The organism is Bartonella sp. CL162QHHD (assembly GCF_042195435.1).
In the GTDB taxonomy this organism is placed as follows: domain Bacteria; phylum Pseudomonadota; class Alphaproteobacteria; order Rhizobiales; family Rhizobiaceae; genus Bartonella.
Genome location: NZ_JBHIOG010000015.1, coordinates 31,140 through 47,299, shown reverse-complemented (window position 1 = coordinate 47,299; position 16,160 = coordinate 31,140). Strand labels below are relative to the sequence as shown.

13 protein-coding genes, 1 tRNA gene and 2 pseudogenes are annotated in these 16,160 nt (G+C 34.4%); 6 read left to right on the top strand and 10 right to left on the bottom strand.

Going from position 1 to position 16,160, the window contains the following annotated elements; all coding sequences use genetic code 11:
- Positions 1-1,002: 1,002 nt before the first annotated feature.
- Entirely contained in the window at positions 1,003-1,902 is a 900-nt protein-coding gene (locus ACFILD_RS01445) for a septal ring lytic transglycosylase RlpA family protein (protein ID WP_375631127.1), read from the bottom strand.
- A 277-nt stretch (positions 1,903-2,179) separates the two neighbouring features.
- On the opposite strand from ACFILD_RS01445, the pseudogene ACFILD_RS01440 reads away from it, so the two are divergent.
- A pseudogene (locus ACFILD_RS01440) lies at positions 2,180-2,366 on the top strand (hypothetical protein); the annotation flags it as partial.
- A gap of 90 nt (positions 2,367-2,456) precedes the next feature.
- On the opposite strand, the gene ACFILD_RS01435 reads toward ACFILD_RS01440, so the two are convergent.
- Positions 2,457-2,532: transfer RNA gene (locus ACFILD_RS01435), tRNA-Lys, on the bottom strand.
- Between the two features lie 1,216 nt (positions 2,533-3,748).
- Between ACFILD_RS01435 and lexA the strand changes: the two genes are divergently transcribed.
- Positions 3,749-4,453, top strand: a complete 705-nt coding sequence (gene lexA, locus ACFILD_RS01430) for a transcriptional repressor LexA (RefSeq protein WP_273791042.1) — start codon at positions 3,749-3,751, stop codon at positions 4,451-4,453.
- Between the two features lie 459 nt (positions 4,454-4,912).
- Entirely contained in the window at positions 4,913-6,226 is a 1,314-nt protein-coding gene (gene rimO / locus ACFILD_RS01425; protein ID WP_273791041.1) for a 30S ribosomal protein S12 methylthiotransferase RimO, read from the top strand.
- 532 nt (positions 6,227-6,758) lie between these two features.
- Here the strand turns inward: rimO and ttcA are convergent.
- From ttcA to ACFILD_RS01405, 4 genes and pseudogenes are all read right to left on the bottom strand, one after another.
- Positions 6,759-7,634, bottom strand: coding sequence for a tRNA 2-thiocytidine(32) synthetase TtcA (ttcA, locus tag ACFILD_RS01420; RefSeq protein WP_273791040.1), 876 nt, complete (start codon positions 7,632-7,634; stop codon positions 6,759-6,761).
- A gap of 265 nt (positions 7,635-7,899) precedes the next feature.
- Positions 7,900-8,517: a 30S ribosomal protein S4 gene (rpsD, locus tag ACFILD_RS01415; protein WP_273722651.1), complete on the bottom strand. Its 618-nt coding sequence runs from the start codon at positions 8,515-8,517 to the stop codon at positions 7,900-7,902.
- A 170-nt stretch (positions 8,518-8,687) separates the two neighbouring features.
- On the bottom strand, positions 8,688-9,515 hold the full coding sequence (gene murI, locus ACFILD_RS01410; RefSeq protein ID WP_375664666.1) for a glutamate racemase: 828 nt from the start codon (positions 9,513-9,515) through the stop codon (positions 8,688-8,690).
- Positions 9,508-10,345 (bottom strand): annotated as a pseudogene (locus tag ACFILD_RS01405) (RNA methyltransferase). The gene murI and the pseudogene ACFILD_RS01405 overlap by 8 nt, the downstream one beginning before the upstream one ends.
- 278 nt (positions 10,346-10,623) lie before the next feature.
- On the opposite strand from ACFILD_RS01405, the gene sfsA reads away from it, so the two are divergent.
- Genes sfsA through radC form a run of 3 tightly spaced genes read left to right on the top strand, consistent with a single transcriptional unit; the run spans position 10,624 to position 12,975 of the window.
- Positions 10,624-11,340, top strand: coding sequence for a DNA/RNA nuclease SfsA (gene sfsA / locus ACFILD_RS01400; protein WP_273791037.1), 717 nt, complete (start codon positions 10,624-10,626; stop codon positions 11,338-11,340).
- Positions 11,333-12,163, top strand: coding sequence for a type I methionyl aminopeptidase (map, locus tag ACFILD_RS01395; RefSeq protein ID WP_273791036.1), 831 nt, complete (start codon positions 11,333-11,335; stop codon positions 12,161-12,163). Before sfsA ends, map begins: the two co-directional genes overlap by 8 nt.
- Before the next feature lie 17 nt (positions 12,164-12,180).
- Positions 12,181-12,975: a DNA repair protein RadC gene (gene radC / locus ACFILD_RS01390; RefSeq protein WP_273791035.1), complete on the top strand. Its 795-nt coding sequence runs from the start codon at positions 12,181-12,183 to the stop codon at positions 12,973-12,975.
- 43 nt (positions 12,976-13,018) lie between these two features.
- Here radC and ACFILD_RS01385 read toward each other — a convergent pair whose 3' ends face one another.
- From ACFILD_RS01385 to ACFILD_RS01370, 4 genes are all read right to left on the bottom strand, one after another.
- The gene (locus ACFILD_RS01385; protein ID WP_375637619.1) at positions 13,019-13,231 is read right to left on the bottom strand and encodes a DUF3126 family protein; all 213 of its coding nucleotides are present in this window, start codon (positions 13,229-13,231) and stop codon (positions 13,019-13,021) included.
- A 616-nt stretch (positions 13,232-13,847) separates the two neighbouring features.
- Positions 13,848-14,621, bottom strand: a complete 774-nt coding sequence (locus ACFILD_RS01380; protein WP_273791033.1) for an alpha/beta fold hydrolase — start codon at positions 14,619-14,621, stop codon at positions 13,848-13,850.
- Positions 14,618-15,130 carry a DUF192 domain-containing protein gene (locus ACFILD_RS01375; RefSeq protein ID WP_375637617.1) on the bottom strand — a complete coding sequence of 171 codons (513 nt, stop codon included), beginning with the start codon at positions 15,128-15,130 and terminating at the stop codon, positions 14,618-14,620. Before ACFILD_RS01375 ends, ACFILD_RS01380 begins: the two co-directional genes overlap by 4 nt.
- 251 nt (positions 15,131-15,381) lie before the next feature.
- Complete coding sequence (locus ACFILD_RS01370) at positions 15,382-15,957, bottom strand: cold-shock protein (protein WP_273791031.1); 576 nt, start codon at positions 15,955-15,957, stop codon at positions 15,382-15,384.
- Between the last annotated feature and the right edge of the window lie 203 nt (positions 15,958-16,160).

Genomic DNA, 16,160 nt, shown 5'->3' with positions numbered 1-16,160 from the left:
AAGAAAAGATTTTATTTTTATTCAGCGTTAACAAAAGTAATATGCTGCACTTTTTATCTTCCACGTAGATTCATTTTAATCTTTTAAAGTATGAAAGACAAAAAGATTTTTTTATTTATTGTTTTATATTGATAGTACATTGATTTATTATGATAAATTATAATCTTTTAACGTGGATCTGATTCAAAATACTGTAAGATTCTTTCGTTATATTTCCTCTCATATTGAATTCAATAAAATCGCTTGCTTACGCATCATAAGTAGGGTTCGTATATAGATAAAGATTATTAAAAAAGAGAGTAAAAATACTTCTTATCAACCTCTCAAGTGTTAAGAATTATCGCATAAAACATTGGGGCTTGCAAAGTGTATGACGGTGTCGGTTTATATCTTCATAAGTGTGAAGATGGTGATATCTAAAGGCGTTACAGTTATGCCATTCACAGGCGCTGTCGTAAAATAGACCTGTAGCGTGTTGAAGTATGTCTCTTTTAAATAAGTCCGTGAATTGGCAATGTAAGCGTATTTTGTTTGAGACGCTCTGTTTTTCGTGAGGGAACTTACTCCATTAAAGAACATGATAAACAAAAGCATGAGGTAATATATAATCTCTTCATAAGATATTACCGTGGATACTTTGGAAAGATGCAAGGCCGAATCAAAATAAAATATTTTTTTACTTGTTAAGCTTTTTGTTCCTCTCAAATTGATTGTACAGTTGTTTTGGAGATTACACAAACAGACTGATACAATAATCTACCTTCGTCTAGCAAAAGCTATTACAGTAAGAAAAGTACGCGCTTTATTAAGCAAGCAATATCATAAAACGACGAATAGACCAGCAATGGAGTAGAAAGGCCGTACTGAATTTATAATAATAGCACCCCACCACGCTTTTTGAAAAGGACAACGCGCTTTAAGATGAAAATCTTACACTAAATCCGTAAGTTCTTACCTTTTTTACTAGAAAATTATATAGATAAAAAATCAATGCATTTTTTCTTAAAACAGTTGTAGCCAATTGACCTTTGTTTTTTTGTTTAGCTTATTTATAGAAGCAACTTGATCAAATGGTATCGGCTTATCAACCATGATAGGACCAATTTCTGGCAATTTAACTGCAACAGTTTTATTACGTTGTTCTTGTTCAACAGCAGCTGCTTTAGCTAATTCTTTTTTGTTTCCTGTATTGCGCTGCTCTTTTAACAAAACAGTTTCTCTTTTTTTCGCAATATTTTCCGACGCTAATGAATATGGGGCAGCATTTCCAGGAGTATAAGAGGACATTAAATATGCACCATCATAATAGCCAACAGGTGCTTCAGCAATATATTCTACTTTAACATCTGCAACCCCCCTATCTACATACCCCAGTATTGTCGCAGCTTGCCTTGATAAATCAATGATTCTGTCTTTCATAAAAGGTCCGCGATCATTCACTCTAACAACGATTGAAGATCCATTTTTCAAATTAGTAACACGAGCATAGCTAGGTAAAGGCATTGTAGGATGAGCAGCAGTCAAAAGATTCATGTCATAAATTTCACCGTTGGCAGTTAAACGTCCATGAAAATCTGAACCATACCATGATGCTTCGCCAACACGTTTATAAGTTGGATCACTTTGAGGATAATACCACTTTCCTTTTATTTGATAAGGTTTACCAACAATCGCTCGTCCACGCTTTTTTTCTTCCGATTGATTCTTCTTATTAGATACTTGTTGAGGTAGTACAGAAGTGTTTACGTTAATTGGTTTATTATGATAGGAATCTTTTATTGAAAAATTCATAGTTTGGCTTGCGCAACAAGATACCAGTGACTGAGAAATGACGATCATAGAAAACAATTGAAGTGTTGGTTTAATCATAAAAGTAAATTTCTTTTTTCTATTTGAAGGCATCTATTCAGTCCACTTATTTCTGTTAAGTACTACTGTAAAAACCACGTCACGCTTTTTGTACGCAACGGAAGAATTTACGTTTTTAAATGATTCCCCTCGCGCATATACCACTCTTGAATTGGCCCCTTCTATCAAGAAATTAACGTATTGTTAACCTTTTTATGATCTTCATAAGAAATAAATGTACTATAGTAGATGTTAAAAAGAGTAAAAATTAAATAAATCAACATCTTATAGAAAAGTCATTTCATAATATAAAGTGTGAATAAGTGGTGATTTTAGCAACTTGTTTTGCGAATCATGTAATGCAGTGGGTATTAAAAAATCAACCTATAGATTGAGAAAATTAGAAACCACATGTGCTGCCAACGCAGGTACAATCCTATCGTAATCTTAAAGCTCTTTTTTGTTGGACAGGAGACAGCATAGCATCGCTCTATTTCAAAACAGCTGATAGAAAATGACAGGTTATAGAATCAACAAAAAACTTCAAAAAGAATAAAAACAAGAAAGATTCTTAAATTTTTTATAGCCTATTGATATTAATTTAAATTTGGTGAGCGCGCAGGGATTCGAACCCTGGACCTACTGATTAAAAGTCAGTTGCTCTACCAGCTGAGCTACGCGCTCTCATACAAGCTATCTAGTTTGCACACTATCTAATTTGTAGAAAGTGAAGGGAACATACGGTTGACTTTCCATTTGGTCAACACCTTTTGGAGAAAAATATTATTATTTTCTTCAATTATCAATAATTTTTCGTTTTCACCCCTTTACTTCATCATTGTATAAGTACTCTTTAATCTTATTTTTGAAGTTTCAATAAAGGAAAAATTTCACTGCAAAATATTGCATAGATTCGAAGCGTTAAAATTATGAGAAATTACCCCCTTCCCCTCACATGGGTTGTTGAGCATAATGGGTAGAGAAGAAAAAATACCTTTTATTATAATATTATTTTTTATATCTTAGTGTTCAATTTTCAAATATAAATACAGATTTATAAGATAATATATTGATTTATAATAATTTATCATTTTTTCACTTGAGTGATAAGTCTCAAATACTGTAAGCTTATCTCATTTCAAATCTTTTTTATATTGAAACAATAAAAAGCATTTTCTTGACCAATATAAGTGAGAGAATAAAACTATAAAAAAGAAATGAAAATACCTTTTATGCCTCCTTTCAATAATCAAAATTTATCGCAACATTAGGGTTCATGAAAATAGTATATAGCAGTTGACACGTTAGACTTGAAAATGGAACAATGAGCAACAATGGCATTTTGAGAGTATAATTTTATTTATGCATAATGAATATATAACGAAAGCCAGTTTATCTTATAGAATAAAGTAGATATGAAGCAAAAATTTAGTCTCATTGAAAATATCTCGAATGACTATAAATTGTGTTCACTATTAGAGCTGTAGATAATTTTACTAAGAATAAAAAAGCAGAAATAATATGCAGTATGTAAAATGATTTTAAATACCCATAGAGAGTTCTAAATATATAGAATGCCTTCTATTTAACTTTTTTATATCAGAAATTACAAAACATGTAGATATATTTTTAGAAGAAAAGGATAATACTGGTCATAAAATTTGGTGTTAGATAATTCAGTCAGAACTATAAAGTATTTTATACATTATTTAATATTAATGTAGCTATATAGTATATAAATAATAATTTAAATATATCTATAAATAAACATATTACTTTATTAAACGATAAGATCAAAAACAAAGAAAATAATTTTGATTTGGCGATAAAAATTGTAAAAGTGTTATATATACATGTATTTTTACTTTACTAATTTTTATTATTTTGATTGGAATATTGAATGCTAACATGTAAACAGTATGAGCTACTCTTGTTTATTCATAACCATATAAAAGAAACTGGTGTTCCTCCTTCTTTTGAAGAAATGAAAAATGCATTAGAACTTTCTTCAAAGTCTGGTATTCATAAGCTCATTATAGCCTTAGAACAAAGAGGTTTTATACGTCGTTTGCCTAATCGTGCTCGTGCTGTGGAGGTAATTCGACTTCCTGAGAAAATAACATTTAACCTTTCTTTAGCACGTAAAATTTCTCCCAGTATAATAGAAAGAAATAAAAGGGAAATATCAAAAAGCTTGAGTCCCTTTGATGAAGAAGAAAAAAAAAATATCACCATTCCTATTATGGGACGTATTTCTGCAAGCGTACCCGCCTCTGCTATACTGCAGCAAATAAACAGCCTTTCTCTTCCACTCGATATGGTTAATACAGGTGAGCACTACGCATTAGAAGTTAAAGATGATTCTATGATGGAGGCTGGTATCTTTGATAAAGATACGATCATTGTGAAACGTCAAAATACAGCAATAACAGGTGAAATTATTGTTGCGTTTATTGATAAAAAAGAAGCAACATTAAAACGTTATCGACGCAAAGGAGCTTCTATTGCATTAGAAGCTGCAAATCCTCATTATGAAGTACGGACATACGAATCCGAGCGTGTAGAAATACAAGGCAAACTTACCGGACTTATTCGCAAATATTAAAAAATAAACCTTATAGTACGTGATATATATCGCAATAAGAAGCTGTTGAGTATTTTTTTATTGTGCCACATGCAATTGACTTCTTCTCCACAGCCAAAGGATGCCCCCAATTCGGTTTATAAACAATCCAGATCCTTATCGAGCGGATTTCACTTTCCCTTCCCTCCATGTTCTTCACTTATGCAAGGCTTGGCAAGTAAGCTTTAAAATATTCACCACGTACTTTGAAAAGAACTTGAATGCTTTTAAGAAAGCAGCCTTATATCCTCGTCCTCAATGATGGAATTTTACGATATAATAAGACAAAATTGTATGCATGCATAAAAACACATAAAATTTTGTAGAAAAAAATCAAATAACTTTGTAACAGACTGTATTGCATAGGTATAAAAATAAAGAACATTATTTTTAAGTTAATAAAAACGTAACTGAATCATTCATAGTAATTGTAGGATCATCATGGTAGCACCTCGTATTAGTTTTGTCTCCCTCGGATGCCCAAAAGCACTCGTAGATTCTGAGCGAATTATTACACGCCTTCGCTCCGAAGGGTATGAGATTTCACGTCAACATCAAGGAGCTGATGTCGTTATTGTGAATACCTGTGGTTTTCTTGACTCGGCAAGGAAAGAATCATTAGCCAATATTGATGAAGCTCTTAAAAAAAATGGAAAAGTTATTGTAACAGGGTGTCTTGGTGCTGATCCTGATGCTATTCGCCAAACATATCCTAATGTATTGGCTATTACAAAACCGCAAGCTTATGAAAGCGTTATAGAAGCTGTTCATACAGCAATTCCTCCAATTCATGATCCTTTTCTTGATTTAGTTCCTCCCCAAGGTATTCGTTTAACACCTCGCCATTACGCCTACTTAAAGATTTCTGAAGGATGCTCTAACCAGTGTAGTTTTTGTATCATCCCTACTCTGCGTGGTGATCTCACTTCACGTCCCATCAGCGATGTTCTTCGTGAAGCTGAAAAACTCGTGCAAGCGGGTGTAAAAGAACTTTTGGTTATTTCACAAGATACGAGTGCTTATGGTGTTGATCTTAAATATCTCGAAAATTCTTGGAAAGATCGTACAATCAAAACGAAATTCTTTGATCTTTGTCGCGAACTAGGCGATATGGGTATTTGGGTACGTATGCATTACGTTTATCCTTATCCCCATGTTGATGAAGTTATCGAACTTATGGCTGCAAAAAAAATTCTTCCTTATCTGGATATTCCTTTTCAGCATGCATCACCGGCTGTTTTGCGTCACATGAAGCGTCCCGCACTTATGGAAAAAACAAACCGTAGAATTGAAAAATGGCGGAAAATCTGTCCAGATCTTACTTTGCGATCAACATTTATTGTTGGTTTTCCTGGTGAAACGAATGAAGATTTTAATATACTTCTAGAATGGCTAGAAGAAGCAAAAATTGAACGCGCTGGGTGCTTTAAATATGAAGAAGTAAAAGGAGCTGCCGCAAATGATTTGGGATTAGAAAATATTCCTGAAGAGGTGAAAGAAAACCGCTGGCATCGTTTTATGGCAAAACAACAACAAATTTCTACATATCTTTTAAAGAAAAAAATTGGAAAAAGACTCCAAGTTCTTATTGATGAAAGTCAAGGAAAAGTTGCCAAAGGACGGAGTCAGTACGATGCTCCAGAAATAGATGGTGTTGTCCATATATCATCACGACGCCCACTGCGTGTTGGTGAATTTGTCACCGTTAAAATCGAACAATCGGATGCCTATGACCTTTATGGTATAGCCGTTTAAAAATTTAACTCCTTCTCTGTCCTCAATGATGAAGATTTCTATCAGCATTGGTTTATAAAAGGTCGGTTACTCACAATCGAACTTGATCACTTATGTAACTCACTTCATGAGAATTTACGAGCAATTCTTGCCCTGAGTGTTGCTATACACTCCCAAAATATCAAGCAGTTATATATTCTCTTAATTTAATACCTTAAATGACGGTGATGGCGGCGCAACAGAATAAAATAAAATCCACAAGGTTCACTATTTTTAATTAACAAAAGAGCAAATCAACAATCGTACTATTTTCCTATTTTTGATATTGCGACAGTCATTGGTTAGTGAAAGAAAAATTTTTTCAAGAGAGTTTGATGCACACGAGAATTTCCTTTGTGATATGCAGGCAGATGTTTTTTATAGATGCAATATAAGAGAATTTGAAACAAAACAATCTGACGTATCTAAATTAAAAAAACAATAAATTATCATTATAAATAAGTATCTTATCTTAAACTCTTTGAACGTATTTTTTTTAAATATCTAATTATTATTAACACGTTTTAAAATCAAAGAATTTCTTATCAAGCAAATGACTTGGGCGTACATTTGTTAAAGCGCGAATCATCGTATCTTTACGTCCTGGCATTTGTCTTTCTATATTTTTCAGCATTTCTTTCATGGCATTACGTTGCAAACCATCTTGACTACCGCAAAGATTACAAGGAATAATCGGAAATTGCATTGCTTGAGAAAATTTTTCCATATCTTCCTCAGCAGCATAAACAAGAGGACGTAACACAAAAAGATCTCCTTCATCATTTTTAAGTTTTCCAGGCATGGCAGCTAATCGGCCACCGTGAAACAAATTCATAAAAAATGTTTCTAAAACATCATCACGATGATGACCTAAAACTAATGCAGAACATCCCTCTTCACGTGCAATACGATAGAGATTACCACGTCGTAATCGAGAACAAAGTGAACAATATGTCTGCGACTCTGCCAATTTATCTGTAACAATGGAATAAGTATCCTGATATTCAATACGATATGGAATTTTATAAGAACTTAAAAAGTCTGGAAGAATATGCTTAGGGAATCCTGGTTGCCCTTGATCAAGATTACAGGCAAGAATTTCAACGGATAAAAGACCTCGCCACTTTAAGTCTAAAAGAAGCGCTAATAAACCATAAGAGTCTTTTCCACCCGATAAAGCAACAAGCCATTTTTCTCCTGTAGAGAGCATAGAAAAATCATCCAAAGCTTGTCGCATATGACGTAAAAGTCGTTTGCGTAATTTATTAAATTCTACGCTTGAAGGAGCAACACGAAACATTGGATGACAATTATCTGCTTCGCTTATTAAAGGATCATCTCTCCCTTCGTTTTCTTCTATTACTTGATATTCAACTGGAACATCATTCATAATACCATATCCTGCACAATAAACAGCTCGTTTTGCAAAGATAAAAAAATATTAAAGCAAGCTTACATTTATGTTTTTTGAATTTATAAATTAGATACACAAAAAAGAAATGGAACTATACAAATTTATGACTATAAAACATAGCAATAAACTTAATATAGAACCATTTACAAAAAGAACTTATTAACTTCAAATATTGTAAGAATAACACAATATTTTGAAGTTATCATACTAGAAGAGAGAAACAATTTCTCTTACAGAAAAATTATCGAGAATAAAATTCAACAACCAAATTAGGTTCCATTTGCACAGCATAAGGAACATCTGCAAAAGCAGGAATACGCGTAAAGGTTGCTTTCATCTGTTTATGATCTGCTTCAATATAATCAGGGACATCACGTTCTGCCAATTGCACTGATTCTAACACTAAAACAAGTTGTTTCGATTTTTCCCGAACCTCAATAACATCACCTGGTTTACAACGATAAGATTGAATGTTTGTGCGCCGCCCATTGACATTAACATGACCGTGATTGATAAATTGGCGAGAAGCAAAAATCGTAGGTACGAATTTTGCACGATAAACAACAGCATCCAAACGTGATTCTAACAGACCGATAAGATTTTCGCCAGTATCGCCCCGTCGACGAGCAGCCTCTTCATAGGTTTTATGAAATTGTTTTTCTGAAATATCTCCATAAAACCCTTTCAATTTCTGTTTAGCGCGCAACTGCACCCCATAGTCAGAAAGTTTTCCTTTACGACGCTGTCCATGCTGACCTGGACCATAATCACGACGATTGACAGGAGATTTTGGACGCCCCCAAATATTTTCTCCCATACGACGGTCAATTTTATACTTTGTTGTTTCGCGTTTACTCATCGCATTTCCTTATAAAATAAAACACGAGATCTTAAGATCCCAAGGAAACGCGCCCTCCTCTGCCTTTAAATACTAAAGACTGACAGAATACCTTAACATATCAATATGCAAAGTTATCCACGGGACACGTCAATTAATGCTATTTTCTTGAAAAAATAGCCAGATCATCATTATTGGTCTCGTAACCCAAAGTCAACTCCTTTCATGAGTTTTAAGCCAAATCCTTTAAACAAATTCTCCGTTAAAGAAGTGATATTTTTAGATGTCAACAACGCAAAATCTTGATATTTCTTTATATATTGATGGTGTATTTTTCCCGACAATGGTAATAAAGATCTGATATGTTTGGCGATCGCTTTCGCCGGATCAATCCACTCAACGGACCATAAAGCATGTTCACGAAAGAAATTAATCAAAAAAGGATAATGTGTGCAGGCTAAAACAATAACATCCGTATATTGTCCATTTTTTTCCACAAAACATGGCAGGATTTCTTTTCTTAACTCTTCTGAATCGATAGATTTTCCCCGTAAATAATCTTCAGCAAGTCCAGCCAGCTTTTTACTTCCCACAAGCTGAACATGACACTGTCCAGCAAAAGAGTTAATTAATTCATTTGTATAAGCACGTTTAACTGTTCCTGGAGTCGCTAATACGGAAATAAAACCAGATTTTGTTTGTTCTGCAGCTGATTTAATTGCAGGAACCGTTCCTACAAAAGGGACATGAGGAAAATTCTGTCGTAAATCTGCTATCATCAGTGTAGAAACAGTGTTGCAAGCAATCACACATAAAGCTGGATTGTAGCGTGTTAAAAGATTTGTAAAAATCTTCAAAATACGCTCTTTCAAAATATTTTCTTTCCAATTTCCATAAGGAAATCCTGCATCATCAGCAACATAGATAAATTGCATTTCAGGAATAAGAATACGCGCTTCCCTAAACACTGTTAAACCACCAATACCGCTATCAAAAAAAAGAACAGGTCGTTCATCCATTAGTTTTCACACTTATTTTTAATTTTTTTACGATCACGTTCTTCAGGTGCTCTACTCCCCCGTGGATATTGTGGCGAAAAATGATCCAAAGAAGATATAATGCCTCGCAATAAACGAACCTCAGGTTCACTAAAGTTAGCGCGCGTAAAAACAGAGCGCAAATTTGCAATCATTACTTCTTTGCGTTCTGGGGGTCTAAAATACCCACGGATATTCAAAGCCTCTTCTAACTGAGATAAAAAACCATGAAATATTGTTTTATTTGCAGGTTCCATCTCTGCGGCACGAAATGCCGTATCGCTGACATTCTCTAAACCAGTTTTCATCCATTCGTAAGACATTAAAAGAACCGCTTGCGCAATATTAAGTGACGCAAAAGCAGGATTAACTGGAAAAGTAATAATTTCATCAACAAGGCTGATTTCATCATTTTCTAGTCCCCATCTCTCTCTTCCAAAGACAATACCTGTCTTATGTCCGATACTTTCACGCTGACGTAATACGCTTGCTGCTTCGACAGCACTTTTTACAGTTTTAAATCCACATCTTTCACGTGCTGTTGTGGCAAAAACATAGTGTAAATCTGCAATTGAATTACGCAATGTGTTAAAAATCACAGCATTGTTAATGACATGATCAGCTTTACTTGCAGCAGCTCTAGCTTTTTCATTTGGAAACATTTCTCGAGGTTTGACTAATCGAAGCTTAGAAAGCCCAAAATTCGCCATTGCCCTTGCGACCATACCAATGTTTTCAGGAAGCTGCGGTTCAACTAAAATAATAATGGGACCATTTGTTAAATTTTCACGATTCTTATTCGTTCCTGCCATCAATCTTACCTAGTTTCACTTAAACTATCTCCCTCTCCACTATTTTTTACGAAACCTTTTTCACAATACTCTAATGCTGTTTAATAATAAATTATAGACAATGTTATCTTTTCATTCAAAGATAATAGTTTCTAAACCTAATAATAAATTTTAAAAGCCATTAAAGTGAACAATATCGTAGCGTTTTTTACATCAATTTTATCTACTTTTAATAGGAAACAGCCCCTGCAAATCATAATCTCAGTTGAATTATGAAATCATAAATCCTAAAAAGGGATATGCACTTTATTCCCAAACTTTTTCCTGCAAAGCTTATCCGTCGTTATAAACGTTTCCTTGCAGATGTTCAACAAGATGATCAGCATGTCCTCACCGTGTCTGTACCTAATACAGGATCAATGCTTGGATTAACAGCTTTCAACTCCAATATTTGGCTTTCTTATCATAACGACATCAAACGAAAATATGCCTATCAATTAGAAATTATTGAAGCCGATAATACTTTGGTTGGCATTAATACTTCTTTACCCAATAAGCTTGCGTTAGAGGCAATTCAAAACGGATTACTACCAGAATTAAGTGGATATAAAACAATTTTAAAAGAACAACGCTATGGGACACAATCACGAATTGACTTTCTTTTACAAGATGACATTCTTCCTGATTGTTACCTAGAAGTCAAAAATGTTCATTTTATTCGTCAGAAAGGATTAGCAGAATTTCCTGATAGCGAAACAAAACGTGGTGCACGTCACCTTGATGAGCTCATAGGAGTTGTACAACAAGGAAAACGAGCTGCTATGCTTTATATTATTCAACGAGAAGATTGCACAGCTTTTACAATTTGTCATGATCTTGATCCACTCTATGGACGTAAGTTTGATTTAGCATTAAAATCAGGGGTAGAATGTTATGCTGTAAAGTGTCATGTAAGTGTAGAAGGCATTTTTCCGATTCAGAGAGTAAAAATAGAAAATAGAAGAAACAATGACTGAGTATATCGAATATAATAAAATCCCTTTAAAATTTAATGGAAAAATCCGCATTTTCGATGATTATGCTTTTGCTAAAATGCGTGAAGTTGGTCGTATTGCTGCAGAATGCCTTGATGCGCTTACGGATATTATTAAGCCGGGCGTTACTACGCAAGAAATTGATGATTTTGTATTCGTTTTTGGAGCTAAGCGAGGAGCACTTCCTGCTGATCTAAATTATCATGGATACAGCCATTCATGCTGTACATCTATCAATCACGTTGTCTGCCATGGCATTCCCAATAAAAGACCTTTGCAAGAAGGTGATATTGTAAATGTTGATGTAACCTTTATCCTTGATGGTTGGCATGGGGATTCAAGCCGAATGTATCCTGTTGGAAAAATTAGGCGTGCAGCAGAACGCTTGCTAAAAATAACCTATGAAAGTCTTATGAAAGGAATCGCTGTCGTTAAGCCTGGAGCAACGACAGGTGATATCGGGGCAGCCATTCAACAGTATGCAGAATCTGAACGCTGTTCAATTGTGAGAGACTTTTGCGGACATGGTATCGGCCAGCTTTTTCATGATGCTCCCAATATCCTCCATTATGGAAACCCTGGAGAAGGAGTCGAATTAAAACAAGGTATGATGTTTACAATTGAGCCTATGATTAACCTTGGTAAACCACAAGTTAAGATTTTATCTGACGGTTGGACTGCTGTTACCCGTGACCGTTCTCTGACAGCACAATATGAACATACAATTGGTGTGACAAATGAAGGATATGAAATATTTACGCAATCTCCTAAAAATATTTTTTATATTCCAAATTCGCATACCTAACGCAACGTAGAGATGTTATGGCTAAAAAATTAAATCAAAAGGAAGGTACTCAAAGTAATCACTTTGCATTAACATCGAGTTCTCCACTCACCCCAGTATCAGAAAGAAAAAGTGAAGAGCCTCAGAAAAACGCACAGCTTCATAAACATTATCAAGGACATCGTGAACGTCTTCGGAAGCGCTATTTAAAGTCAAAAGGAAATGCAATTGAAGATTATGAGTATCTTGAATTATTGCTTTTTCGCACAATACCCCGTGCAAACACAAAACCCATAGCTAAAAATTTGATAGCGCGTTTTGGTTCATTAGCTGATGTGTTGGGAGCGGACATTCACCGACTTCAAGAAATTCCAGGATGTGGTCCCGCCACTGCAATTGATTTAAAAATTATTTCAGATGTTGCTGGACGTCTTGCTCGTGCGCAATTGTTTAAACGCGATATTTTTTCATCATGGGATAAAGTTTTAGCTTATTGTAAAGCTGTTATGGCTCACGAAACACGTGAACAATTTCGTATTTTATTTCTTGATAAGAAAAACGGCTTGCTTGCTGATGAGGTGCAACAAACTGGAACCATTGATCATACCCCTGTTTATCCTCGTGAAGTTATTTCTCGCGCTTTAGAGTTATCCGCCTCAGGACTTATCTTAGTCCACAATCACCCTTCTGGCGATTCCACCCCCTCTGATGCAGATATAACAATGACATATAGATTAAAAGATGCAGCAAATGCATTAGGCATTATTATCCATGACCATCTTATTATTGCACGAAATAACCATACGAGCTTTAAAGCGTTAAAACTTATATAAATCTTATGGGATAAAAAGACTTCATTCAACTATGAATAACAAATCAATTTTCTAAATCAATATCTAATATAGCCATTGAAAAATTATAGGAGAGCTCTTCTTCATCATCATCTCGATAGATAATGCCTAAAAACTCATCTCCCATATAAACCTCACAAGAATCACTCTTTTTAGGCCGTGCTCTGACTTGCAATGCTGAGTTTTGGAATATATTTTTAAAATAATTATCAAGTTTTTTTATTTCATCAGCATTCACTATGCTCTCCTGTTTTTTGAAACGATTAAAATAATTGCGTGTCGCGCAAATAAGACACTCTTATGATTCTGTAAAGTCAGTAAAAAAGCATAATCTGAATATTTACTTAATGTTACATATATTTACAACGTTCTTTATAAATTCATAAAGAACGTTTACAAAAAGAGTCTATCATTATTAAATATACCCGTATAGATTAAAAAATGGCAAAAAAACTGTATATTTTTAATAATTTTACTTTATCTCCAATTTTAGCATCTGTATTTAGAATGCATATTCGTAAGAATAAATTGATCAATAATTTATAATTTTGTTCCTTTTATAAAAAATATAAATAACAATATTTTTTTATTTAAAACTACATTTTTTAGCAAAAAATATTTATTACATCATTCAAAAATAATTCTTTTTAATAACTTTTAAAGTATAATTATCTAATCTTAGAAGAGTTACATCTCTGAAAAATATACAAAATAAGCTAATAAGAGTTTATTTTTCTTTTCATTCTTTATAAAAACTTATGTCACAAAAGAAAGATTTTTAAATAAGCTTTTTTAATTTATACGAGATAAAAATATTGGGTATTTCTGTAAATTCTAAAAGCTATGAAGAATTCTTATTTTATAGGATAACGAGAAAGAAAATCGATAACACCTTTTTTATAAACTTTATCGCCTACAGCAAGCATATGATCTCGATCAGGAATTGATATAGCTTCACCACAAGGCAACAAGGCTGCCAATGGCTCTGCAGCACCGCCAATTTCATCTAATGAACCAACAGCAACAAGTGCTGGTTGTTTGATTTTGTAAACTTCAGACGCCGTTAACTCCTGTTTTGATGTGATGATACAAGCAGCAAGAGCACGTCTATCGCTTTTCGTTTGATCTGCAAATTTACGGAACATTAAACCGCGTGCATTGGTAATGGTGGAAATATCTTCTGCTAAAAGGGCCTCAGCAACGGGCTCCCAATTTCCTGCTCCCGTCACCATACCAATACCTAAACCACCAAAAATAACACTGTGTACATATGTTGGATGCAAAAGAGCCATAAAAGCACTAATACGAGCCCCCATAGAATATCCCATAACATGAGCTTTAGATAACTCTAAATGCTGTAGTAACTTTACAGCGTCGCCAGCCATAGCTTGAGGTGTATAAAAGACAGGATCATAACTTTTAACTGAATCTCCGTGACCGCGATTATCAAGAGCAATAACACGATATCCTGCTTCAGTGAGAATACGGAACCAACCCGTTGCATACCAATTCACCCGTGCAGAAGATCCAAAACCATGGATCAACAAAATAGGCGCGCCCTGCCCTTCTTCTCGATAAGCAAATCGCAAACCATTATATTCAAAAAAACGAATATCTTCAGCGGTCATTTTTTATTGCACTTTCCACAAAGTACAGGATGAATAACACGTTGCCCTTTTTGTATCTTTTTTTCAGAAACTTCACCAGCGTTAATCTCAAGTGCAAAAGCTGCAGGAACTTCTGATGAAATGGTCTTTGTTGAAAATGGAGAAGTATTTTCAACAATCGATACAATAATTCCCTCAGAGTTTAAAAAAATCATATCTAAAGGTAAAGGGGTATTTGCCATCCACATAAAAATTTTCTGCTCATCTCCCGATTGAGAACTTTTTAGCTGCTTAAAGAGCATTGCACGATCGCGTGGAAAATCAGTTCGATACATTAAACCAGCTGCTGCTTGAGCTGGCGTAAAAGCAATCTCTACCTTATAAAAAACCGGACCTTGCTTTGTATGTATTTCTAAAGGAATCGGATGCACAGGAATCTCTATGGGCTCCTTTGCTACAACAACACGCATATCTAGCATAAAAAGCATCACCAATAAAACAACATGCCCCTTTTTAAAAGGCCTTAACATTCTTGTCTCCACCACAGAAAAATTTTAAATTTTGTTTATAAAATAAAAAGTACCAGAGTTTAAAAGTCAAAAAACAAGAGAATTGCTTCCTTGTTATTTTCTAGTTTCTTTCAACGTAATATGCACAATTTCCTTCATTTGGTTTATAGATTCACGAGAGCTATATTTTCTTTAAAAATCTACTTCTATAGCAATTTATGAAACAATAACCTTTAAAAATACAGGAAACATACTGATTTCACTCGTGAAATTTAATGCGTAGCTAAAGGAATGCCTATATCCGGATAAATCTCTGCTGTCATTAAACCTTTTTCTCCTTTACCAAAACGTACAAGAACAACTTGACCGGAACGAAGCTCTGCTAAACCAAAACGGCGCAATGTTTCCATATGAATAAAAATATCTTCTGTTCCTTGCCCACGGCTAAGAAAACCGTATCCTTTGTCACGATTAAACCATTTAACAATTGCTCGTTCTAGTCCACTTTCTGGAGTAACAACAACATGGGTACGGGCTGGAACTTCTGATGGATGAATTGCTGAAGAACAATCTATGGATTTCACCTGAACGCACTTTAATCCTCGTTCAGTTTTTTCCACAGCACAAATGACTTTAGCTCCCTCCAAAGCTGTTTGAAAACCATCCCTTCGCATTACTGTAACATGCAATAATATATCGGGGAAATGAGGTAAATCAGGTACAATAAATCCATACCCCTTACTACCATCAAACCACTTAATGACACCACTGATTTCGATAATCTCCCCACAAGCACCTATACTATCCTCAGATGGGGAACAATCCTTTAATGCATCCTTACTCGTCATAATAACGTGATCCTGTAGCTTATAAATTGTACGATATTGATTCTCTAGGTTTAAGTAAACATTGCTCTTGTATCAACACGCAAGCCCCAAGATAAGATTTCCCCACATTGTCGTATCTTCTATGTTAATGTCAGAGAATATCAACATGAATATTTATAAAACTATTTGATTGTACACTTTACATACCTTACAAGAAGTGCCCT

Excerpts from the sequence above, each read along its gene's own strand:
- ACFILD_RS01445 (WP_375631127.1), bottom strand. The coding sequence starts at position 1,902 with ATGCCTTCAAATAGAAAAAAGAAATTTACTTTTATGATTAAACCAACA.
- lexA (WP_273791042.1), top strand. The coding sequence starts at position 3,749 with ATGCTAACATGTAAACAGTATGAGCTACTCTTGTTTATTCATAACCAT.
- rimO (WP_273791041.1), top strand. The coding sequence starts at position 4,913 with ATGGTAGCACCTCGTATTAGTTTTGTCTCCCTCGGATGCCCAAAAGCA.
- ttcA (WP_273791040.1), bottom strand. The coding sequence starts at position 7,634 with ATGAATGATGTTCCAGTTGAATATCAAGTAATAGAAGAAAACGAAGGG.
- rpsD (WP_273722651.1), bottom strand. The coding sequence starts at position 8,517 with ATGAGTAAACGCGAAACAACAAAGTATAAAATTGACCGTCGTATGGGA.
- murI (WP_375664666.1), bottom strand. The coding sequence starts at position 9,515 with ATGGATGAACGACCTGTTCTTTTTTTTGATAGCGGTATTGGTGGTTTA.
- sfsA (WP_273791037.1), top strand. The coding sequence starts at position 10,624 with ATGCACTTTATTCCCAAACTTTTTCCTGCAAAGCTTATCCGTCGTTAT.
- map (WP_273791036.1), top strand. The coding sequence starts at position 11,333 with ATGACTGAGTATATCGAATATAATAAAATCCCTTTAAAATTTAATGGA.
- radC (WP_273791035.1), top strand. The coding sequence starts at position 12,181 with ATGGCTAAAAAATTAAATCAAAAGGAAGGTACTCAAAGTAATCACTTT.
- ACFILD_RS01380 (WP_273791033.1), bottom strand. The coding sequence starts at position 14,621 with ATGACCGCTGAAGATATTCGTTTTTTTGAATATAATGGTTTGCGATTT.
- ACFILD_RS01375 (WP_375637617.1), bottom strand. The coding sequence starts at position 15,130 with ATGTTAAGGCCTTTTAAAAAGGGGCATGTTGTTTTATTGGTGATGCTT.
- ACFILD_RS01370 (WP_273791031.1), bottom strand. The coding sequence starts at position 15,957 with ATGACGAGTAAGGATGCATTAAAGGATTGTTCCCCATCTGAGGATAGT.